General features: G+C 61.0%; 17 protein-coding genes. 12 read left to right on the forward strand and 5 right to left on the reverse strand.

Going from position 1 to position 22,237, the window contains the following annotated elements; all coding sequences use genetic code 11:
* The first annotated feature begins 74 nt into the window (after positions 1-74).
* From ACFO3S_RS21920 to ACFO3S_RS21960, 9 genes are all read left to right on the forward strand, one after another.
* Positions 75-2,372: a hypothetical protein gene (locus tag ACFO3S_RS21920; RefSeq protein WP_378100442.1), complete on the forward strand. Its 2,298-nt coding sequence runs from the start codon at positions 75-77 to the stop codon at positions 2,370-2,372.
* Positions 2,373-2,505: 133 nt separating this feature from the next.
* On the forward strand, positions 2,506-4,296 hold the full coding sequence (locus ACFO3S_RS21925; RefSeq protein WP_378100444.1) for a sensor histidine kinase: 1,791 nt from the start codon (positions 2,506-2,508) through the stop codon (positions 4,294-4,296).
* A gap of 19 nt (positions 4,297-4,315) precedes the next feature.
* Complete coding sequence (locus ACFO3S_RS21930; RefSeq protein ID WP_378100446.1) at positions 4,316-5,899, forward strand: response regulator; 1,584 nt, start codon at positions 4,316-4,318, stop codon at positions 5,897-5,899.
* Complete coding sequence (locus tag ACFO3S_RS21935) at positions 5,889-7,232, forward strand: ABC transporter substrate-binding protein (protein ID WP_378100448.1); 1,344 nt, start codon at positions 5,889-5,891, stop codon at positions 7,230-7,232. The genes ACFO3S_RS21930 and ACFO3S_RS21935 overlap by 11 nt, the downstream gene beginning before the upstream one ends.
* Before the next feature lie 99 nt (positions 7,233-7,331).
* Positions 7,332-8,645 (forward strand): ABC transporter substrate-binding protein, encoded by a 1,314-nt coding sequence (locus ACFO3S_RS21940; protein WP_378100450.1) that lies wholly within the window; start codon positions 7,332-7,334, stop codon positions 8,643-8,645.
* Between the two features lie 73 nt (positions 8,646-8,718).
* A complete protein-coding gene (locus ACFO3S_RS21945) occupies positions 8,719-9,612 on the forward strand; it encodes a carbohydrate ABC transporter permease (protein ID WP_378100452.1) in 894 nt (297 codons plus the stop codon).
* Positions 9,613-9,616: 4 nt separating this feature from the next.
* A complete protein-coding gene (locus ACFO3S_RS21950; RefSeq protein WP_378100454.1) occupies positions 9,617-10,429 on the forward strand; it encodes a carbohydrate ABC transporter permease in 813 nt (270 codons plus the stop codon).
* 28 nt (positions 10,430-10,457) lie between these two features.
* Complete coding sequence (locus tag ACFO3S_RS21955; protein WP_378100456.1) at positions 10,458-11,552, forward strand: glycoside hydrolase family 172 protein; 1,095 nt, start codon at positions 10,458-10,460, stop codon at positions 11,550-11,552.
* 425 nt (positions 11,553-11,977) lie between these two features.
* On the forward strand, positions 11,978-13,450 hold the full coding sequence (locus ACFO3S_RS21960) for a protein adenylyltransferase SelO (protein ID WP_378100458.1): 1,473 nt from the start codon (positions 11,978-11,980) through the stop codon (positions 13,448-13,450).
* Here ACFO3S_RS21960 and ACFO3S_RS21965 read toward each other — a convergent pair.
* Positions 13,415-14,530 carry a helix-turn-helix transcriptional regulator gene (locus ACFO3S_RS21965; protein WP_378100460.1) on the reverse strand — a complete coding sequence of 372 codons (1,116 nt, stop codon included), beginning with the start codon at positions 14,528-14,530 and terminating at the stop codon, positions 13,415-13,417. The genes ACFO3S_RS21960 and ACFO3S_RS21965 overlap by 36 nt on opposite strands.
* 116 nt (positions 14,531-14,646) lie before the next feature.
* On the opposite strand from ACFO3S_RS21965, the gene ACFO3S_RS21970 reads away from it, so the two are divergent.
* Complete coding sequence (locus ACFO3S_RS21970; protein WP_378100462.1) at positions 14,647-15,717, forward strand: saccharopine dehydrogenase family protein; 1,071 nt, start codon at positions 14,647-14,649, stop codon at positions 15,715-15,717.
* A gap of 70 nt (positions 15,718-15,787) precedes the next feature.
* Positions 15,788-17,068 carry an MFS transporter gene (locus ACFO3S_RS21975; protein WP_378100464.1) on the forward strand — a complete coding sequence of 427 codons (1,281 nt, stop codon included), beginning with the start codon at positions 15,788-15,790 and terminating at the stop codon, positions 17,066-17,068.
* A gap of 76 nt (positions 17,069-17,144) precedes the next feature.
* Here ACFO3S_RS21975 and ACFO3S_RS21980 read toward each other — a convergent pair whose 3' ends face one another.
* Positions 17,145-17,822: a uracil-DNA glycosylase gene (locus ACFO3S_RS21980; protein WP_378100466.1), complete on the reverse strand. Its 678-nt coding sequence runs from the start codon at positions 17,820-17,822 to the stop codon at positions 17,145-17,147.
* Positions 17,823-17,840: 18 nt separating this feature from the next.
* Positions 17,841-18,593: an exodeoxyribonuclease III gene (locus ACFO3S_RS21985; protein WP_378100468.1), complete on the reverse strand. Its 753-nt coding sequence runs from the start codon at positions 18,591-18,593 to the stop codon at positions 17,841-17,843.
* A gap of 175 nt (positions 18,594-18,768) precedes the next feature.
* Here ACFO3S_RS21985 and murI point away from each other — a divergent pair, with 175 nt between their 5' ends.
* The gene (gene murI / locus ACFO3S_RS21990; RefSeq protein ID WP_378100470.1) at positions 18,769-19,545 is read left to right on the forward strand and encodes a glutamate racemase; all 777 of its coding nucleotides are present in this window, start codon (positions 18,769-18,771) and stop codon (positions 19,543-19,545) included.
* A 61-nt stretch (positions 19,546-19,606) separates the two neighbouring features.
* Here the strand turns inward: murI and ACFO3S_RS21995 are convergent, their stop codons facing one another.
* Both ACFO3S_RS21995 and ACFO3S_RS22000 read right to left on the reverse strand, forming a co-directional pair.
* Complete coding sequence (locus ACFO3S_RS21995; RefSeq protein WP_378100472.1) at positions 19,607-20,155, reverse strand: methyl-accepting chemotaxis protein; 549 nt, start codon at positions 20,153-20,155, stop codon at positions 19,607-19,609.
* Positions 20,152-22,236, reverse strand: coding sequence for an EAL domain-containing protein (locus ACFO3S_RS22000; RefSeq protein WP_378100474.1), 2,085 nt, complete (start codon positions 22,234-22,236; stop codon positions 20,152-20,154). The genes ACFO3S_RS21995 and ACFO3S_RS22000 overlap by 4 nt, the downstream gene beginning before the upstream one ends.
* Position 22,237 lies beyond the last annotated feature (1 nt).

Consider the following 22,237-nt stretch of genomic DNA (forward strand, 5'->3'; position numbering starts at 1 on the left):
TGTTCGAATATCTCGCAGAGCGCCTATGAACTATACTGAAAGCGATATTCCGACATTACGGGGAGGGAGTTCCTATGAGAGGCTCAAGGGCCGGCATGCGGACGGCGGCTGTTCTCGCGATGCTTCTGGCGCTCGTCATCGGCGGAGAGGAACGCGCCGAGGCGGTCGTGCCGGAAGAGAGCACCTTTTTTGCAACCGCTTTCGTGGATGAAGGAAGCACCTACAATACGAACAGCGACGGCGATCTGTGGCCGTCGGCGTGGTCGGACGACGATTATCTGTACTTGGCGAACGGAGACGGTTGGGGCTGGACTCCGCAAGGGTGGAGCGATATCGTCTTCAATCGGATTACGGGCGGCCACCCGGACAGCGGCAATCTCGTCGGCAACCGCGTGAGCGCAGGCTTCGGACCGGTATGGAACCGGTCGACGTGCCCGGACGGCTCGCCCCGGTACAACCGCAAGCCGACCGGCCTCACCTCCAGGGGAGGCACTCTATGGCTGGCCGTTCAGGATTTGAACCGCTGCCCGGGAGCGCAGTTCTACGGACCGGCTTTCAATGACGCGCCGAACGCCACCATTCTGAAATCGACGGATAAAGGCGCGACCTGGACGTGGAACGCGGCGTCCCCGATGTTTCCGAATTCGGTGTTCACGACGATTTTTTTCCTCGATTGGGGCAAGGACGGCGTCGACAACGATCCGACGTCGAACTGGGACGATTACATCTATGCCTACGGCACGGATTACAACTGGCGCGACTCGTTCAACAACGCCGTTCCCGATCCGACGAAGCTTTATTTGGCCCGCATTCTGGCGACGGATAACGTGCAGGACCTGTCGAAGTGGCAGTTCTGGACGGGCGGCCTGAACGGGGGACCGCAGTCGTGGTCCGGCTACGGCGACATCGCCGCCAAACGGCCGGTGCTGCAGGACGACAGACGGATCTACCCGTCCGTAACGTCCGGTTTTCCGTCCGGCCATATCCGCGACATGACGCCGATCTCGCAAGGAAGCGTCACGTACAATCGGGCGCTTAACCGTTATATCTATCTGTCCTGGACGGAGTACACGTTCGAGTTCTACGAGGCTCCGGCACCGTGGGGACCTTGGAAAAGATTTCTGTCCAAGGATTTCGGAACGTATTCCTCGCCCTGGACGACCGGCAAGAACGGCGGGTATACGACGGTGATGCCGTCCAAGTACATTAGCGCGGACGGAACGCGAATGTGGTTCAACGCCAATACGTTCGAGGGGCCGGTCAACAACTACCGGTTTTCCTTGCGCAGATTGTACGTCACCCTGTACGACGCTTCGTTGACGCCGACTAACGCGAGGAGCGATACGAACAATCTGGCCGTGACGGGCGAAGCGAAGACGCCGATCGCAGCCGCAAGCTTTCACCAAGGCAACCCCTGGGCGCTTAACGACGGGGTGAAGAACGTCAACGCCGACGACTGGAACGGGGAATCGAAGGCGCAAAGCTTCTGGGGATACACTTGGTCCAGACCTTACAATATGAATAAGGTCGTCTATACGTCGGGCGCTTCCTTCCCGGACGGCGGCTATTTCTCTTCCGGGCTTAAAATCCAGGTTCGGCAAAATTTCCAGTGGGTCGACGTGACGGGCTTGTCCGTCACCCCGGACTACCCTTATAACGGCACGGCCGCACCGTACAAAACGTTCACGTTCACATTCGACGACACGTGGGGAGACGGCGTTCGGATGATCGGGGCGACAGGAGGCACGCAGAAATTCACGGCGATCAGCGAGCTGGAGGTCTACTATGCCAACGGCTTCGCGTCGGCGGTTACCGATCCGTTCGACGGGCCGCTTGATTCCGCCTGGACGTGGAGCGCGCCTCTGGCGGGACCGGCTTATTCGTTCGCCGGCGGGAATCTCCGGATGACGCTGCCGAATTCGAGCGCGTACGACAACTGGGATTTCATCGACCAGTCTCCGAGGCTGATGCGCGCCGACATGGGCGGGGGGGATTGGACGATCGAGACGAGGATGAATCTGGCGTCCTATACGGCGGGCGACAACTTCCATGCGGGTTTGGCCGTGCGGTTCGGCGCGAACAATGCTTTCCTGTGGGGGAATTTGCAAGGGAACGGCCTCGAGCTCTCCCGTTCGGGGTACCCCGCCCTGGCCGCCGTCACTCCGTATACGAGCTCTGCCGTTTCCCTGCGCATCCGGAAGGTCGGAACGCGCTACTATGCCGATTATAAGCAGAATCCGGGCGACGCATGGATTCATGCGGGCAGCGACAACTATCCTTTCGCGGCTCCCGTCTCCGTCGGCCTGATGGCCAAGACATGGTCGGCAGTTCCTCTGACGGCGGACTTCGAGTATTTTACCGTGAGGAGATAACGAGAAGACGCTCCGCAAGGCTCTTAACGCCCTGCCCAAGGGGCGTCTTTCCAGTTGTCAAACTGTCGGCGATCCCGTACACTGTGCGTACGGAAGCGGTTACAGACGTTCCATGAACCGGAGGACAGACCGAATGATTCCATCCCTGCTACGCAATCGGAAGCTGGGAAGCAAGCTGATGCTTCTGCTGCTTACGGTGATCCTGGCGCCGCTATCTCTGCTGGGCTTGCTGTTCTACCACAACTCGGTGGAATGGGTCGAGGAGAAGAGCGACAAGGAGTCGCTTCAGGTGCTGAGCCTCGTCATGCAGAACGCGGACGAAACGCTGCGAGGCGTGGAGACGCAGCTGCTCGATATCTACAATCAGGACGACATAATCGCTCAGCTCTCGGAGGCGAGGGCGGACGAGGCCGGAAGAAGCGAGAGCCAGGCCGCGGAGGACCGCATCAGCCGGTATTTACGGGATTTTCTGCGGGGGAAGGACGACGTGGACTCGGTCTACTTCCTGGCCGAGGCGGGCGCGACTTATTTCGCCGACTTCCGCGGCTCCAGCCTGTTTCTGAACCAGATCGAGCGGAATCCGCAATGGCTGGAACGGATTGCCGAGGAGAACGGGCGGATCGTATGGATCCCGACCTACGAAGTTCCGCCGAACCGTTACTCTCCGGACAATTCTTATTATTTTGCCGCAGGGATGAGCATTCGGGACGTGACCGACGAGCTGCAAACGTTGGGAACGCTTATTCTTAACGTCAAGATTGCCGCGCTCGACCGGCTCATCGGCCGGATCGACGTGAGCCCGAACGGTACGATTCTTGTGGCGGACGACTCGGGGAACCTGATCTGGCACCCTAATCCCCAGGCCTACGGCACGCGCATGAACGACGTTCCGTTCTATAAGGCGACGAAGCCGGGCGAGTTCGTCCGATTCGAGCTGAACGGGGAGAGATACCGCATCGGCCGCGTCACCTCCGGCTTCAATAGCTGGTCCTACTACGCGATCGTCCCCCAGCTCGATCTGGACGCCCAGACAGAGAACCAGAAGCGGTTCCTCGTCGTGACGATCGTCGCCTTCTCCGCTCTGTTTCTGCTGCTCGCCTGGCTGACGACCCACTATATCACGAAGCCGATCCGCCAACTGGTCGTCGCCATGAAGCAGATTCAGAAGGACTCGCAGGGCGTGAAGCTCCAAGCGCAATCGAATGACGAGATTGGCATGCTTCAGACGGCGTTCAACGGGATGCGCGGACGGATCAACGATCTGATCCAGGAGGTGCGTATCGTCTCGGACAAGGAGAAGGAGGCCGAGATCCGGGCCCTTCAGGCGCAGATCAATCCTCATTTCGTCTACAATACGCTGGACGCGGTCAACTGGCTGGCGATCGAGAAGGACGAGAACGAGATCAGCTCGATGATTACCGCCCTCAGCGACATGATGAGGTACGCGATCCGGCCTGGAGCTCCCTGGGTCAACGTGGAGGAGGAGCTGAAATGGGCGAGGAACTACGCGTATCTCCAGGAGATGAGGTTCGAGGCGAAGTTCGCGGTCGAATTCGATGTCCCTCCTGAGCTGCTCCAGTACAAGGTTCCGAGGCTCCTGCTGCAGCCTTACATGGAGAACGCGATCGTGCACGGGATGGACAGCCTGGAGGGCGGGGGGCTTATCCGGGTCGGGCTGGCGCTGGAGAGCGGCGACAAGCTGCGTCTAGTCGTGGAGGACAACGGCGTCGGGATGACGGCCGAACGGATCGACAAGATCCGGTCGCGCCAGTCGCACGGCATCGGCATTACGAACATGGACGATCGGCTGAAGCTGGAATACGGTCCGGGCTACGGCGTGAGGGTCGAGTCCGAGCCGGGGCAAGGAACCCGCGTCACTGTGGTCCTTCCGGTGATCCGGGACGGCGACGGGGACCATCTGTGAAAGGGGAAGAGAGGGAGCTATGGCGTACAAGGTGCTGATCGTGGACGACGAGCCGAAGGTGAGGCGCGGCTTGTCCGCTCTCATTCCCAAGATCGATCCCGAATGGGAGGTCGCCGGAACGGCGGCGAACGGGGAGGAGGCGCTGCAGCTCGTGAAGAAGCAGCTTCCGGATCTGGTCATTACGGACATCCGCATGCCCAGAATGAACGGTCTCGACCTGCTCAGCGAGCTGAAGGAGTATCCGCTTCAGGTCGTGATTTTATCGGGATACGGTTATTTCGAATACGCCCGCACGGCGATTCAGTTCGGCGCGTTCGATTTTCTGCTGAAGCCTCTGAAGCCGGATGCGATCCGCGACGTGTTAGGCAGGCTGTCGGCGCAGATGAGCGCCGCGAAGCGGGAGGCGCCGGAGGGCGTGCCGGAGCTGAAGTATTCCAAGCTGTGGAAGGAGTGGATGCTGTCGCCGGAGGACGAGCACGGGCATGCGGCCAAGCTCCGGTCCCTGCTGCCGCCGGAGGCGGGCTTGCTGCGGCTGGCCGCAATCGAGATCGACTCCTTCGACAAGGTGATCTCGGAGGATCAATGGGGCGACCGGCAGCTGGTGGCATTCGCGGTGCGCAATGTGCTGCACGAGCTGTTGTCGGCCCAGGCTCCCGACAGGTTCCGGTATTTGTTCCAGAGCGGGTCGAGAATCTATTATTTGCTTGCGGACGGAAGCTTCGGACGCGATTTCTGGGAGGAGGCGATCCGTACGATTGTCCGCTCGGTGAAAATATCGGTGTCGGTCGGGCTAAGCGGAGAGAGCGCCGACTTCACCGAGCTGCCGCAGCTGCTTGCGCACGCCCGGGAAAGCTTGGAGAACAAGTGGATTTACGGCGAAGGCACGGTCGGCGACTATCGCGATTTTCATCTGGAGGATCTGGTCCGAATCGGTTACCCGGAAAAGCTGGAGGAGGCCATCTCCTGGGCGGTCAGAAGCGGCGACGCGGACGCGGCGATCCGAAGCCTGGAGGCATTCGTCGGGCAGCTTCGCGATGCGGAAGTGCCCTTCCGGCTGTTCCAGCGCTATTGTCTGCAGCTGCTGACGTCCGTGCTTCGCATCGCCTGCGAGCAGAAGGTGTCGGATCTGGTGTTCAGCCGGATGACCAGGCCGACCGATCTGTTCGGGAGGGGATTCTCGGCGGACGGCTTTCTCGGCTTCATGAAGGAGTTCGTGGAAGAGAGTCTGTGCGCGCTCGAATGGAGCCGCAGCCAGAAGCAAGGCCGAACCCTCGACAAGGCGCTGACGTTCATGAAGGCCAACTATGCGCGCGATATCTCTCTGGACGACGTGGCGGGGCATGTCGGCATGAGCAGCAGCTATTTCAGCACGTACTTCAAGCAGGAGACGGAAGTGTCTTTCGTCGAATATTTGACCCGTCTCCGGATGGATGCCGCGAAGAAGCTGATGAAGGATACCGACCTGCGGCTGTACGAGATCGCCGCTATGGTCGGCTATCAGGACGTCAAGTATTTCTCCCGGCTGTTCAAAAAAACGATGAACGTGACTCCCGGCGAGTACCGCCAATTTTTCGACCGAAAGGACGAGGGCTATGTCAGATAAGCGCCCGCTGCTGCGGCTGAGTCGTACGATCGCGCTGCTGGGGCTGGCTGCGCTGCTGGCCGCGGCATCCGGGTGCGGAGGGAAGTCCGTCACGGTAGACGAGACGCTGCATACGCTGATCGGCAGGCAAGCCCCGAAGGAGCCGGCCGCTGCGGACAGCACCGTGCTTCGCATCTGGTCGTTCCATCAAGGAGAGGAGTTCACGTTCTGGCAGCGGCTGGGCGAGCAGTACGCGAAAGAGAACCCGGGCGTGGAGGTCAAGGTGGAATATATCTCTAGCGACGACTATTTCACGGGCAACCGGCTGGCGTCCTCCTTCGCCTCCGGTCATGGCCCGGACGTGTTCTTCGTATCCGCCGGGACGATCCGCAAATATGCCAACGCCGGCATTCTTCAGCCGTTGGACGACTACTTCACCCCGGACATTCGCCGGGATTTCTTCAAGCCGGCCCTTGATTCCGTCACGGTGAACGAGCGGATCTACGCCATCCCTTTCGAGACGGAGCTGCTGGCGCTCTATTACAATGAGAAGCTGTTCCGCGACAGGGGCGTCGCTCCTCCGGAGACGTGGGAGCAGATGCGCGAGGCGGCCCGGCTGCTGAAGAGCGGATCGCGCAGCGGCTTGACGGTGGAGACGTTCGGAAGCGTCTATCAGACGTTCTCCTGGCTGCCGTTCCTCTGGCAGGCGGGCGCCGACCTCGTAGCCGAGTCGGGCGACGGGTCGGGGCTGACGGAGCCGGGAGCCCGGCTGGCGTACGAGTTTTTCCGGGGGTTGGCCGACGAAGGCCTGCTGAACATGCATCCGTCGCGTCCGACGACGGATATCGGCATTCTGGCGGGCGGGGAGACGGCTATGCAGGTGAGCGGATCCTGGAACATTCGCTTGATCGAGGCGGATTACGCCGATCAGGCGATCGGCGTCGTTCCGCTGCCCGTTCCCCCGGGAGGCAAAGAGGTGACGGCGGCGGGAGGCTGGAAAATCGGCGCGAACCGCTTCAGCGCCCACGCCGACGAAGCTGCCCGGTTCATTCTCTGGGCGTTCGCCGAGAGCGAGGACATTCCGCTGCAATGGTGCACCGAGGTCAAATTCGCGTACCCTTCGCGCATCTCCGTCATGTCGGCGGGGGAGGAGCTGTACGACCGCGGACTGCGTTCCGTCTTTACTTCGCGCATATTCGGCACGGAGCGGCAGGAGCCGCAGCTGCCGGAGAATGTGACGAGAATTTTTATCGACTCGTTGAACCGGCTCGTCTTCGGAGAGGAGTCCGTCGACGCCCTGCTCGCCGATACGAACGCCCGGCTGAACGCCTATTTCGAGAACGTCCAAAAATAGTCCACCCCGCCTAAAACATTTCTCGTTACGGACCCGCGTTTCTCCCCGCTATACTCGAGGTGACTTCAACCATCACCAGTCGAAAGGGGAACCTCGAGTATGCAAAGCTTCAAATGGAGACCGCTGCTGATTGCTTCGCTTGCTGCCATACTTCTGCTGCAGATCGGCTGCGGCTCGAACAACGGCGGCAAGGAGGCGTCCGGCAGCCCGTCCTCCGCTCCTTCAAATTCCGGCAACGCCAACAAAGAGAAAGTCACGCTGAAATTCTGGGACTTCCACACCGAGGCGGAACAGCAGTTTTTCGAGGATCTGGTTGCCGAATACAATCAGTCCCAGGATCGGGTCACGATCGAGTATTCCACCTCCAACCAGCAGGATTACACGACGACGAAGCTTCCGACCGCCTTCGCTTCGGGCGACGGACCGGATATCTACATGATCAGCCCGGGCGACTTTATGAAATTCGCCAAGAGCGGCCTGATGGCGGACTTGACGCCGTACTTCCCGCCGGGCGCCATGGAAGATTTCCTCCCGGCTTCTCTGGAAGCGGTTACGGTGGACGGCAAGATTATGGCGCTGCCGTACGAGCTCGAGCTGCTCGGACTGTATTACAACGAAGAGATGCTGACGAACGCCAACGTCGAAGTGCCGAAGACGTGGGACGAGCTGCTCGCCGCTGCCCGCAAGCTGACGACGGACAAGGTGGCCGGACTCGTGCTTCCGCCGGACAAGGGGCCGTACCTGAACTTCATCTGGTACCCGTTTCTGTGGCAGCAGGGCGGCAACGTGCTTAACGCGGAGGGAACGGAGTCGACGTTCGACACTCCGGAGGTCGCCAAGGCGCTCGACTTCTACGGCTCCTTCTTCCAAGAGAAGCTGGCGCCCTCCAAGCTGCAGTTCGGTCCTTGGGAGATCGACAACCTTGGCACCAAGACGGCCGCGATGCAGGTGCTGGGCACTTGGGCGATCAACCGCGCCGAGGAGAATTTCGCCGACGTGCCGATCAAGGTCGCTCCGCTGCCGCTTCCCGAGGGAGGCCAAGCGGCGACGGACGCCGGCGGCTGGAAGTTTGCCGTTAACGGCAAGAGCAAGCATGTCGAGGAAGCCGCGAAATTCGTCATGTGGGCGTTCGCCGAGGATCCGGACCGCGCGCTGAAGTGGTGCACCGAGATCAAGTTCGCTTACTCGCCGCGCCAATCGGTCGTCGATGCGGGCAAGGAGATCTACAGCAAGGGCATGCGCCAGGTGTTCACCGAGGAGATCTACGCTTCCGCGATTCCGGAGCCGACCTATCCTTCGGAGATCGTCGATATTGTCGGAGACGCGATGCAGTACGTTATGTTCGGCAAGATGGACGGAGCCGCGGCCGCCAAGGAAGCGGACGCCAAGATCCGAAGCTTCTTGAGCAAATAAAGGCCGCAAGGCGGGGATCCCGGCCGGAGGAGCAGCCGGGGTTCTCGCTTGCCGACAGAGGAGGCACATACTCATGTTACCGAAACGGCCGTCGGCGCGAACTTGGCGGGAATGGGGAACGGCATACGCCTTCCTGTTCCCCAATCTTATCGGTTTGTTCGTGTTCGTATTTCTGCCGATCGTATACGCTTTATACGTCAGCTTGTTCGACTGGAACGCCCTAAGCCCGAAAGTGTTCGTAGGCTTGGACAACTACAGGCTGCTGATGGACGACTCGGGCTGGTGGCGGTCTGTCGGGAAGACGATCACCTTCAGCGTCGTCTACGTTCCGCTCTTGTTCGTCTCGTCGCTGCTGTCCGCCGTGCTGATTCATGCGTTGAAGGGCCGGGTCAGCGGCTTGGCGCGAACGATGTTTCTGATGCCGTTCGCCATCACTTCCGTCAATTCGGCGATTATCGCCATGTATTTGCTCGACCCGAGAAGAGGGCTGATCAATTGGATTTTGGGGGGCTTTCGCATTCCGCCGCAGGATTTCCTCGGTTCGACGAGCCAAGCGATGCTGTGCGTCGTGTTCGTTCTGCTGTGGATTAACGTGGGGTACAACATGATCATTTTCCTGTCGGCGATCAAGGAAATTCCCAAGGACTACTACGAGGCCGCGCATATGGACGGGGCCAAGCGCGGTCAGACGTTCTTCCGCATTACGTTCCCGCTGCTTAAGGAGACGAATACGTTCATTCTCATCGTGACGACGATCGGCTCGTTCCAGGTGTTCGACCAGATCATGGTCATGACGAAGGGCGGCCCGGCGGGGGCGACGGAAGTCAGCGTATTGTACATTTTCAAGCATGCCTTCGAGCTGCTTAACATGGGATATTCCTCGGCGATGGCCTTCGTGCTGTTTCTGATCATTTTCGTGCTGTCGCTGTTTCAATTGAAATTATTCTCCGGAAGCGAGGGGCGCTGATCTCATGCTTACGTTAAGGCGCGCGGCTTTACCGGCGCTGGCCGTGCTTCTCGGACTGGCGCTCGTATTTCCGATCTACGTGCTCGTCATCGGCTCCTTGCGTGCCGAGGAGCGGATCTTCGACGTCACGCTGATTCCCGTCGAAGCGGTCTTCGCCAACTTCACCAAGGCGGTGCAGGGGACGGGGCTGCTCCGCTCGATTCTGAACTCGCTGCTCGTATCCGCGACGGTAACGGTCGTGGCGATGATTTTTCACTCCATGTCCGGCTATGCGCTGGCCCGGTTCCGGTTTCCCGGGAGAAGCCTTGTGTTCGCCTGGATGCTCAGCACGCTCATGGTGCCGTTCGCCGTCATCATGATCCCGCTCTATCTGATCACGAAGCAGTTTCATATGATCAATTCTTACGCCGGGTTAATCGTGCCGTCGATTTTTAACGCCTACGGCATCTTCCTGTTCCGGCAGTTTTACCGGGATTTTCCCCGGGAGCTGGAGGAGGCGGCCTATCTGGACGGGCTGTCGCTGGGAGGGACGTATTTCCGGATCGCGCTGCCGCTGTCGGTGCCGATTATCGTGCCGCTGACGATCGGGTTCTTCCTGGCCAACTGGAACTCGTACCTCTGGCCGCTCATCATTACGCAGGATTCGAAGCTGTGGGTCATACAAGTCTTTCTGGCGAGCCTCGTCGGCGGGGGGTACTACACGCCTTGGAACGTCGTGCTGGCGGCCGCGGTCGTGTCGACGATTCCGACCTTCCTGCTGTTCTTCGGAGCGCAGCGGTTTCTCGTGGACGGCATCAAAATGTCGGGCATCAAATAGCGAATTTAAAAGGGTGGAGGATGACAGCATGCTGGGAACGTCGTTAAGGGATTTGTACAGGGAAAGGGAAGGCAAGCGCAAGCGCGAATCCAGCTACGATACGACAGGGGGCAACCGGGATTACCGGGTGATCCGGCCGGGGGAAAGAGTCGATCTATGCGAACTGAGCGGAAGCGGGTGCATCACGCACATCTGGATGACGATGGCGCCGACGGACGATACGCTGGAGCCTTATCTGCACCGCAAGGTCGTCCTCCGCATGTATTGGGACGGGGAGACGAATCCGAGCGTGCAGGCGCCGATCGGCGACTTCTTCGGCATCGGCCACGGGGAAACGCGCAATTTCAGCTCCGCCCCGCTGGCGATGAGTCCGGAGGACGGAAGAGCGCTGAACTGCTATTTTCCGATGCCGTTCGGCTCGTCGGCACGGATCGAGATCGAGTCCGGCGCCGACAAGGCGATCAAGTTCTACTACTACGTCGATTACGAGGCGTACGACCGGCCGATCGACAGCCCGCTCCGGTTCCACGCGATCTGGCGAAGAGAGCTGACGGACGGCGTCGACGATCAGACGATGTCCAACACCCTGTTCGAATTCGGCGGGAAGAACACGACCGGAGACGGCAATTACGTGCTGCTCGATGCGGTGGGCAAGGGACACTATGTCGGCTGCAACCTGAACATTCACAATCTTCGAATGACGCGGGAATGGAACTGGTACGGCGAAGGGGACGACATGATCTTCATCGACGGCGAGCCGTGGCCGCCTTCGCTGCACGGAACCGGCATGGAGGACTATTTCAATACCGCATGGTGCCCGACGCAGGAATACCACTCTCCCTACCACGGATTGACGATGGGCGGCGGACCGAACTGGTCGGGCAAGATCTCGGCCTACCGGTTTCACATCGAAGATCCGATTATGTTCGACCGTTCGATCCGGGTGACGATCGAGCACGGACACAACAATCACCGCAGCGACGACTATTCGAGCACCGCTTACTGGTACCAGACGGAGCCGCACAAGGATCATCCGCTCATCTTGCCCGTGAACGAGAGGATGCCTCTGCCGGACTATCTTCCCTTTAACGCGCAGGATATGAAAATATGCTTTGACTACTAGTTGCAAGCAAGGAGCCGCGAACGGTCTCGCACCGCGAACGGCTCCTTGCTGCATGAAAACGGGAAAGATCGCATTTCGTCCGCATTAGGCAGCAGGGGAAGGCAGGACTGTCAGCCGCTAGGGGAGCGCGTCATGAGAGTGAGCGCACAGGCGAAGGAGATGCGGCTAGAGCCGAATGCTGGTCCGACGTCAGGAGGGAGGGCGGTTCCTCCAACCGCTCGGTCGATCTTGTCATCCCCGAGCTGCAAGGCCGCGGCCTGTTCCGCAAGGAGTAAGAGGGCCGTACGCTTCGCGAGCATCTCGGTCTGTCCCGGCCGCAATGAAAAATATTTCCGCTTTTCCTCTCATCCGGTCGCCCCTCGGGGGTATAATAATATGGCCATGCTGTGCACGGTTAAAAGCCAATTGGGAAGCAAGGTGACAAAATGGAAAAGAAGAACGGGCGTAATGCGGGATGGAACTTCGACAACAGCTATTCCAGACTTCCCGAAATGCTCTTCACTAGAATGAACCCGGCCCCGGTGCGTTCCCCGGAGCTGGTCGTGCTGAACGGACCGCTGGCGGAGTCGCTCGGTTTGAACGCCGACGCGCTGCGCGGCGGAGATGCGGCGGCCGTGTTTGCCGGCAACCGGGTGCCCGAGGGCGCTTCGCCTCTCGCCCAGGCTTACGCGGGGCATCAGTTCGGGCATTTCAACAAGCTCGGGGACGGTCGGGCGCTGCTGCTTGGCGAGCAGATTACGCCTGCGGGCGAGCGTTACGATATTCAGCTTAAGGGCTCCGGCAGAACGCCGTATTCCCGAGGAGGCGACGGCCGGGCGGCGCTCGGGCCGATGCTGCGCGAATATATCGTCAGCGAAGCGATGCATGCGCTGGGCATTCCGACGACGCGCAGCCTGGCGGTGGTCTCGACCGGGGAGTCCATATACCGCGAGAAGGAGCTGCCGGGCGCCGTTCTGACCCGCGTAGCGGCCAGCCATATTCGCGTCGGGACGTTCCAGTACGCGGCGGCATGGGGAGGCGTCGAGGAAGTCCGGACGCTGGTCGATTACACGCTGCGAAGGCACTACCCGGAGGCTGTGTCCGGAGCTGCCGGCAGCGCCCTTGTTCTTCTGCAGGAGGCCATCCGCCGCCAGGCCAGGCTGATCGCCCAGTGGCAGCTGGTCGGCTTTATCCATGGGGTCATGAATACCGACAACATGGCGCTCAGCGGCGAGACGATCGACTACGGCCCTTGTGCCTTCATGGATGTCTACGACCCGGCGACGGTATTCAGCTCGATCGATACGAACGGCCGATATGCGTACGGCAATCAGCCGCAGATCGCCGTCTGGAACTTGGCGAGATTCGCGGAGACGCTGCTGCCTCTGCTGCACGACGACGAGGAGCGGGCGATCTCCGCCGCGGAAGGCGTCCTTGGAGAGTTCGGCGGGCTCTATCACGGCCATTGGCTGGCGGGCATGCGGGCGAAATTGGGAATCTCCAGCGCGGAGGACCAGGATGAGGAGCTCGTTAAAGATCTCCTTATTCTGATGCAGAAGCATCGCGCGGACTATACGAACACCTTCCGCTCGCTGACCGCGAACGCGCCGGAGGAGACGCCGCTGCACGGCGTCGAGGAGTTTGATCGTTGGCAGGAACGGTGGCAGGCAAGACTGGGCAGGCAGTCGGCGAGCCGGGAAGAGGCCCGGCAGCTGATGCGTGTCAGCAATCCCGCCGTCATCCCGCGCAACCATCGGGTGGAGGAGGCGCTGGAGGCGGCGGAGCGGGGAGAATACAGCGTGATGGAACGGCTGCTTGCCGTCCTCCGGCAGCCTTACGCGCACTCCCCCGAGCAGGCCGAGTACGCCGCTCCGCCCGAGCCGTCAGAGTTCCCCTACCGGACGTTCTGCGGCACTTGACGGGGAAGCGTAGCGTGAAAACAGCCGCCAGATCAGCTCTCGGCGGCTCGACACCCCCGTCTTGGAGAAGATGGATTTGAGATGATCCTGAACGGTGTGCGTCGAGATGAAGAGCTCCCGCGATATTTCATGGGTCGACAGCCCGCGGACGACCGCGCCGAGCAGCTGTTTCTCGCGCTCGGACAGTCCGTAGGCTTCGGCAATCATCGGAAGCCTGTCGGCAGGAGACGCCCGTTCGAACGATACGGCGAGCCGGGTACCCGAAGCCGGGCCGAGCAGCTTGGCGGCCCGAATCGTCACATACGAGCCGTCCGGAAGCCTGACGCAGGTACGGGCGGCTTTGCCGTGCGCCGGCTTCTCGCTTGGTTCTTTCTCTTCGGAGAGCGCTCGAACGCATACCGCCCTGACCGGTCTGGGCAGCACGCCACCGTCGATGCCTTCGGCTTCCCGAATCGCCGCCAGCCAGCGGCTAGCCGCATCGGTCGCGGCCAGCTCGGAGAGCAGAACGCCGTCGGCGGCCACGACGAGAACGCCGAGCTCCAGATCCGGCTCTTCAACGGACTCGGCATCCAGCGCGAGGCTCGTTCGCCGCAAGGCGGAGGCGATCGCCGGCACAAGCGACGTCAGAAGCGCCAGCTCTTCCTCCGCGAACAGAGGCTGATTCTCGCCGCGCAGCAAAGTCAAGAACCCCCAGCATTTCCTTCCGCTCACTAGCGCCGCTCTCATCTCGTCTCCGAAGCCTGCTGGCCGGAGCACCTCCCGGAAGCGGGCGCTGCGCGTCAATTCGCCTTCCGTCGTCATTCCCAGCGTTGCCGCCGGACGATCCGCTTCGGCCAAATCCTCGAACCGGTTAAAGTCCCGGTGTCCATACTCGTATTCGAACAGGCGATGATGAATCGCCTCCACGCCGTCCTCGGTGACGGCGCCCGCCGAGAGAAGCGTGCGCGGATCGACGACGGTGCAGCATGCGCCCTCGAAGGGAAACGCTTCGCGCAAATGCGCCAGCAGCGCCAGTCTGAACTCCTTGGAAGAAACGGCTTGCTCGGCCAGCCGTTCGATCCGTTGCTTGACGTTGTTCATATTTTTGCACGCGACGGAGATCCCATCTTTCTGGGATGGCGCCGCAGCTCCTTGTTCGTCTAATGTGAGAATAAATCTTACTATCTAGAATAAGCAAGGGAGCTGGGAAGGGCAATATGGACAAAGATCGGATCGTCGTCGTAGGGGGATATGGGGCGGTTGGCAGCATCATATGCAAGGAGCTCGGACGCAGGTTTCCCGGTAAAGTCTACGCGGCGGGCAGAAGTCTGGAGCGTGCGGAACGGTTCAGCCAGGCGACGGAGGGGCGGGTTCTGCCTATGCAGCTGGACATCGACCGGCCCGTCGATCCCGGGGCGCTGGCCGATGTCCGACTGGTCGTCATGTGCTTGGATCAGCGGGACGTTTCCTTCGTCCGCTTCTGCTTCCTGAGCGGCGCGCATTATATCGATGTATCGGCCAATATGGCGTTCCTGGCCCAGGTGGAAGCTCTCCGGGAAGAAGCGGAGAGGAACGGGTTAACGGCTGTAATGAACGTTGGACTCGCGCCGGGCGTAACGAATTTGCTGGCGCTGGAAGCCCATCGCTCTCTCGATCGGACCGAGGCGATCGAAATCACGGTCTTGCTCGGACTCGGAGACCGGCACGGCAAAGCCGCGGTCGAGTGGACCGTGGACCATTTGGGAACAAGCTTCGAGATTACGCGACTTAACCGCACGGAGACGACAAGCAGCTTTACGGATGCGAGGGCGGCGGATTTTCGGGGCACGATCGGCAGGAAGCGAGCTTATCGCTTTCCCTTCTCGGATCAGCGCTCCCTGCCCGGATCGTTGGGCGTGCCCAGCGTATCGACGAGGCTATGCTTCGACTCGGGCATCGTGACGGCGATGCTCGCGGGAGCGCGCAAGCTAGGCCTGCACCGTCTGCTGAGGCTGAAGCCGGTTCGCTCGGCGGCGATCGCCTGTTTGGGCCGGGTTCGTCTCGGCTCGGAGCGCTTTGCCGTACTGGTGGAAGCGATCGGCGAGAAAGACGGCCGGGCGGCCATCGCCGAATATCGTCTGCAAGGTCGCCAGCAGTCGGAGCTGACGGCTAAATGCGCGCTCGATGCCGCCGAAACGGTCTATGCGGGAGAAACGCCTGCGGGCGTTTTCCCGATCGAGCGACTGCTGGATTGGCGGAAGATGGGCCGGCTCCGGCGGGAGAAGCTGGAGGTGGATATCCGCTCTTAAGGCGTTCAGTTCGCAATAGATTAGCTTGCAGATCGATGCTATAATAACCGGACGAAATGGGGGAGTGAAGATGTCAGAACATGAGATCGAGCGACTGTATGCCAGGACGCTGTGGATCGTCGTCATCTCGCAAATCTTCGGAGGAGCGGGGCTGGCGGCGGGGATTACGGTCGGAGCGCTGCTGGCTCAGGAGATGCTGGGAGCGGACAGCTACGCGGGCGTCCCGGTCGCCCTGATTACGCTGGGCTCGGCCGGAGCGGCTTACGGAGTGGGGAGGCTTACTCATCGGCATGGCCGAAGGGTCGGCTTGTCGGCGGGCTTCCTGGCTGGCGGCGCGGGGGCAGTAGGCGTCGTCCTGGCCGGAGCGACGAATCAGCCGGTGCTGCTGCTGGCTTCCATGCTGCTCTACGGTGCGGGCACGTCGACGAATCTTCAGGCGCGTTATGCGGGGACGGATCTGGCCAAGCCGGAGCAGCGGGCGAAGGCGGTCAGCCTGTCGATGGTGTCGACCACGTTAGGGGCCGTGGCCGGGCCGAACCTGGTCAAGCCGATGGGCGAATTCGCCGTGTCCTTCGGCCTTCCCGAACTGACGGGCCCTTTCCTGCTGTCGGGTGCCGCGTTTTTGCTCGCAGGACTGATTCTGCTCGTCTTCCTTCGGCCCGATCCCTATCTGAAGGCCAAAGCGATGGCCGCAGAGCGGGAGACGAGCCGGCCTCGGCCTTCCTCGCCGGACGTTCAGGGCGCCGTCGATCCTTCGTCGCCATTCCGCCATCGCGGACTGATCGTCGGCGCGACCGTCATGGTGCTGACGCAGATGGTGATGGTCGCGATCATGACGATGACGCCGGTCCATATGCAGCATCACGGGCATGGACTGAGAGAGGTCGGGCTGGTCATCGGCATCCACGTCGGGGCGATGTACTTGCCTTCCCTGGCGACCGGGGCGCTGGTGGATCGATTCGGCCGCCACGCGATGGCTGTCGTGGCTGGGGTTACGCTCCTGCTGGCCGGCATTCTGGCCGCAGCGGCTCCCGCAGACTCGCTGCCGCTGCTGATCGCGGCGCTGGCCTTGCTCGGGCTGGGCTGGAACATCGGTCTGATCAGCGGCACGGCCCAGATCGTCGACGCGACCTCGCCGGCCTCCCGCGCCAAGACGCAGGGGACGATCGACGTGCTGATCGCGCTGACCGGGGCTTCGGGCGGCGCGTTGTCCGGCATGGTCGTCTCCGGGTCCAGTTATTCCGCTCTTTCGCTGATCGGCGGCGCGATGTCGCTGCTGCTCATTCCCGTCGTTCTATGGGCGAGAAAATCTCGGCAGGGCCGCCGGGAACAATCGTCTCTCCCGGGCTGAAGCTCTGCCGAACGGGTATACGAAAGACGGTCTCCCGCGCCGTTCGACGACGCGGGAGACCGCTAAAATTCGAAGATTAGACCGAAGGAATCTGCCAGTCAATCTCCTGCTGGCCGGTTTGCCGGAGGAAGGCGTTGCTCTTCGAGAAGGGCTGGCTTCCGAAGAAGCCCGCATGGGCGGACAACGGGCTCGGATGAGCGGAACGGATGACGCAGTGTCGATTCCCGTCGATAAAGGAGGCCTTCTGCTGGGCGTGCCGCCCCCACAGAATGAAGGCCATCGGCTTCTCCCGCTCGTTCAGGCACGCGACGATGCGATCGGTGAAACGCTCCCAGCCGAGAGACTTGTGAGAGTTCGCTTCCCCCTGCCGAACGGTCAGCACCGCATTGAGCAGCAGTACGCCCTGCTTGGCCCAGTGCTCCAGATTGCCGTGATTGGGAATGCGGCATCCGAGGTCGGCCTGCAGCTCCTTAAAAATGTTTTGAAGCGACGGCGGCTGCCGGACGCCCTGCTGCACCGAGAAGCTGAGTCCGTGAGCTTGTCCCGGGCCGTGGTACGGGTCCTGTCCGAGAATGACGACTTTCACGTCGGAGTACGCCGTCCAATGCAGCGCTTGAAAAATCTGATACGGGTTCGGGTATACGACGCGTTCCCTGTATTCCGCCGCCAGTCGCTTCCTCAGCTCCTGATAGTAGGGCAGCTCCATCTCCGGAGTAAGAAGCTCGCCCCAGTCGTTATGAAACTGTACGGCCATGCCAAGCCTGTCTCCTCTCTAGAAAATGTCCAGGACGACCGGGCAGTGGTCGCTTCCCAGAACGTCGCAGTGAATGGCGGCATCCTTAATCGAAGGGGCCAGCCGGGCGGAGGCGACGAAATAGTCGATTCTCCAGCCGACGTTCCGTTCCCGCACGCCCGGCATATTCGACCACCAGGAATAGACATCCGTCCGATCGGGATACAAGTGCCGGAACGTATCGATAAATCCGGCGTCCAGCAGCCGGCTCATCTTCTCCCGCTCTTCGTCGGTGAAGCCGGAGTTGCCCCGGTTCGACTTGGCGTTCTTGATGTCGATCTCCTGATGCGCGACGTTCAAATCTCCGCAGGCGATGACCGGCTTGCGCTTGTCCAGGTCGGACAAGTAGGCGCGGAACCGGTCCTCCCACTCCATCCGGTAGCCCAGACGGGACAGGTCCCGTTTGGCGTTCGGGGTATAGACGGTGACGAGGAAGAAATCCTCGAACTCGAGCGTAATAATTCGTCCTTCCGGCTCGGAATCCTCTTCGATGCCGTAGCGCACGGACTGCGGCTTGATCCTCGTCAGAACGGCCGTTCCGGAATAGCCTTTTTTCTCCGCGTAGTTCCAGTACTGCTCGTATTCGTCCCCGATGGCGAGATGGAGCTGTCCCTCCGACAGCTTCGTCTCCTGCAGGCATACGATATCGGCGTCGACCTCCCGGAAGTAGTCGAGGAAGCCCTTGTTCACGCACGCCCTCAGTCCGTTTACGTTCCACGATACCAATTTCAAGCCTTCTCGCCCCCTTGCCGAGTCCTTTTCTTCCAGTGTATCACAGATTGTCTTTGCGGCCAGACTTTCCGATTGTTTTTTGTTCCGAAACTGGCTATCCTTAAAGAGAATTCGTTCGGTCCATGAGGTCGGGCAGGAGCTCTTTCAATTATACGAAACTAGGAAAAGATGACAGATGACAATCGGATTTTTCGACTCGGGGATCGGCGGATTGACGGTGCTGGAGGAGTCGCTTCGCAGGCTTCCGGCGCAGGATTACGTCTATATGGCGGATACGCTGCACGTCCCTTACGGGACGAAGCCTCAAGAGGACGTGAGGAACTATATTCTGGAGGCCGTCGGCACGATGATGCAGGAGGGGCTCGAGGCGCTGGTCGTCGCCTGCAACACGGCGACCAGCATCGCGGTGAACGAGCTGCGCGAGCGGTACGACATCCCGATCGTCGGCATGGAGCCGGCCGTCAAGCCGGCCGTGGAGATGAACCGGGCGACCGGCAAGCGGGTTCTCGTCTTCGCAACGCCGCTCACGTTGAGCCTGCCGAAGTATTACGCGCTCGTCTCGCGGGTGGACGAAGGGGGCATCGTCGATTCTCTGCCGCTCCCGGAGCTGGTTCATTACTGCGAGGCGCTCCAGTTCGACAGGGACGTCATGGGAGCGTATTTCCGCGAGAAGCTGGCGGACTACGATCTCGACCGTTACGGAATCGTTGTCCTGGGCTGCACGCATTATCCGTATTACCGCAGCATACTGCGCGAGCTGCTTCCTCCGCACATCGGGATCGTGGACGGCAACGCCGGGACGATCCGCAGGCTGGCGTCTCTGCTCAGCCGTTACAGCGTAATGGCGGGAAGAGGCAGCGGTCAGGTCAAATTTATGTGTACCGGCCGCGAACCGGCTTACATCGACAAGATGCAGACCGCCCTCCAATGGCTTCGGAATCATCATCGTTAGAACGGCAAGGGCCGCACGGCTTCCTTCGGGAGCTGCGCGGCCCTTGCGCGTCTGTTAGGGGCTAGTCCTCCGGCGCAGCCGCATTCTTCCTGTCCGCAGATTCGGCGGACGGGTCCGCAGCGGGGCCGATCTTCCCGATCGTCCGCAGAAGCGAATCCAGCTCCGTCTCGACCCTGCCGATCATCGCTATGCTGCTGCTTAGCGCCTCGCCTATCCGGTCGAGCTCGGCGAGCGCCGCCTGCCGTCCTCCGAGAGCCGCGAACGTCCGGGGATTTTTGCTCGAACCGACGACCTCGTCCATGCGGTCGTGCGCTTGCCGGATCAGCTCGTCGATCTCCCGGGCGGCCGCCGCCGTATCCTCGGCCAGCTGCCGCACCTCCTGCTCCGAGAACGCAAAGCCCGCGCCGGAGTCGGGCCCGGCGGCTTCTACGGCAGCATCCAGCGCCATGCTGTTTGTCTTGCCGGCGATGTCCCGCACGATGCGCGCGATCGAGGTGATCTGTCCGGAGGACTGGGAGAGCAGCGCCAGTCCGCGTTCCGCAGCGGCCGCTTGTCCGTCGGGGGCGTTGTCGCTGGCGGCGGCCGGCTTCCGATTGGCTTCGAAGATCATAAAGGCAGTCCCCCTGTCAAATATCGAGATTCGAGCAGCTCCGACGGCATCGGCGGGTCGATGAAGAAGCCTTGCACGATATCGCAATTCATCGATCTCAGTTTCTCCAGCTGCTCGGCGGTCTCGACGCCTTCCGCAACGACGCGAAGATCCATGCCCCGGGCCATCTCGATGACGGCCTTCGCGATGACGGCGCTCTTCCGGTCGCACGTCAGCTCCCGCACGAAGCTTTTGTCGATCTTCAGAATATCGATCGGGAACTGCTTCATATAGCCAAGCGCGGAGTAGCCTTTGCCGAAGTCGTCAATCGCGATCCGGAACCCGAGCGACTTGAAAGCCCGAAGCACCGGGAGCACCGACTCGATGTCGCTCATGCTGCTGCTCTCGGTAATCTCGATTACGATCTGCTGAGGGTCGCACGGCGTTCTGGTGACGATATTCCGAAAGGAGGAGACGAGATCCGCCGCCCGGAATTGCCGGGCCGACAGATTGACGGCCACCGGGGGGACCGCCCTTCCCTGTGCGCTCCAGCTGAGCAGCTGCTTGCAGACCTCGGCGAACACCCATCGTCCGATCTCCATGATGCTCCCGGTTTCCTCCGCGATCGGGATGAACTCGCCGGGGGGAACTTGGCCAAGCGTCGGATGATTCCATCTCAGGAGCGCTTCTATGCCCTCTATCCGGCCGGTGACCGCATGGACCTGAGGCTGGTAGTGCACGAGAAGCTGGTTGCTGTCGATGGCCCGGCGCAGCTCGTTCTCCAGCGTCAGCTTGCGCTGGAAGATGTCCCGAATGCCGGAGTTAAACAGCTGGTAGCCGATCTTGCGAATCTTCGCTTCGTACATCGCCAGATCGGCATGCTTCACCAGCGTCTCGAAGTCGTCTCCGTGCTCGGGAGACAGGCAGATGCCGATGCTTGCGCTGACGTAAAGCTCGTTGTCGTCCACCAGGAAGGGCCGCTTCAGGGCGGCAAGCAGACGCTCCGCATAGCCGAGCGCGTCCTCCGGGGAACGGGCGTCCCGGCGGACGAGAATGAACTCGTCCCCTCCGAGCCGGGAGACGATGTCCTGGTCGGCTGCCGCCGAGCCGAGCCGCTCCGCGACCTGCCGAAGCAGCTTGTCGCCGATCGTATGGCCCAGGGAATCGTTAACCGTCTTGAACCTGTCCAGATCGATGAAGAATACGGCGAGCTTCCGTTCCGCAGTCTGCGGCTCGCCGGTCGCCTCCCGGACGAGCTCGTAGAGCAGCGTGCGGTTGGGAAGGCCGGTCAGCTTGTCGAAATGGGCCAAATATTTCAGATGCTCTTCGGACTGCTTGCGCTCCGTAATGTCGGTGAACATGCCGATGTAATTCGTGATCAGCCCATTCTCGTCCTTGAGCGTCGTAATGGAGAGCCACTCGGGGTAGACTTCGCCGTTCTTACGGCGGTTCCAGATCTCGCCCTGCCAATGGCCGGCGGAATGGATTCTTTCCCACATTCGGACGTAGAAGGACGGGGGCTGCACGCCGGAATGCAGCAGTCGCGGGGTCTGTCCGACCGCTTCCTCTTCCGTATAACCGGTCACGGCCGTGAACGCCTGATTGACGGACAGGATGTTCAACTGCTGGTCCGTAATCATGATGCCTTCTCCGGCATTGCTGAAGACTTGCGCGTGCAGACGCAGCTTGGAGAGAGTGGTCTTGCGGGAGGTCATGTCCGTGAACATGGCTACATAATTGAGGACGGCGCCGCGATCGTCTTTCACGGAGCTGATGGACAGCCATTCGGGGTAGACTTCTCCGTTTTTGCGGCGATTCCAGATCTCGCCCTGCCACCTCCCGTCCTTGTGGATGGACGCCCACATCTCTACGTAGAATTCGGCGCTTTGGACATGCGACTTGAGCAGCTTCGGAGTGAGGCCGATCACTTCCTCCTCGGCGTATCCGGTCACGGAGGTAAAGGCGGGATTCACGCAGATGATGTTGGAGTACGGGTCGGTAACCATAATGGCTTCCTGAGAGTCCCGGAAGATTCTGGCATAAGGGAGCGCCAGATGTTCAGGTGTCGGACGAAGGTTCAGGGAATAAGAATGCTGATTCATG

Source organism: Cohnella hongkongensis, assembly GCF_042654645.1.
In the GTDB taxonomy this organism is placed as follows: Bacteria; Bacillota; Bacilli; order Paenibacillales; family Paenibacillaceae; genus Cohnella; species Cohnella hongkongensis.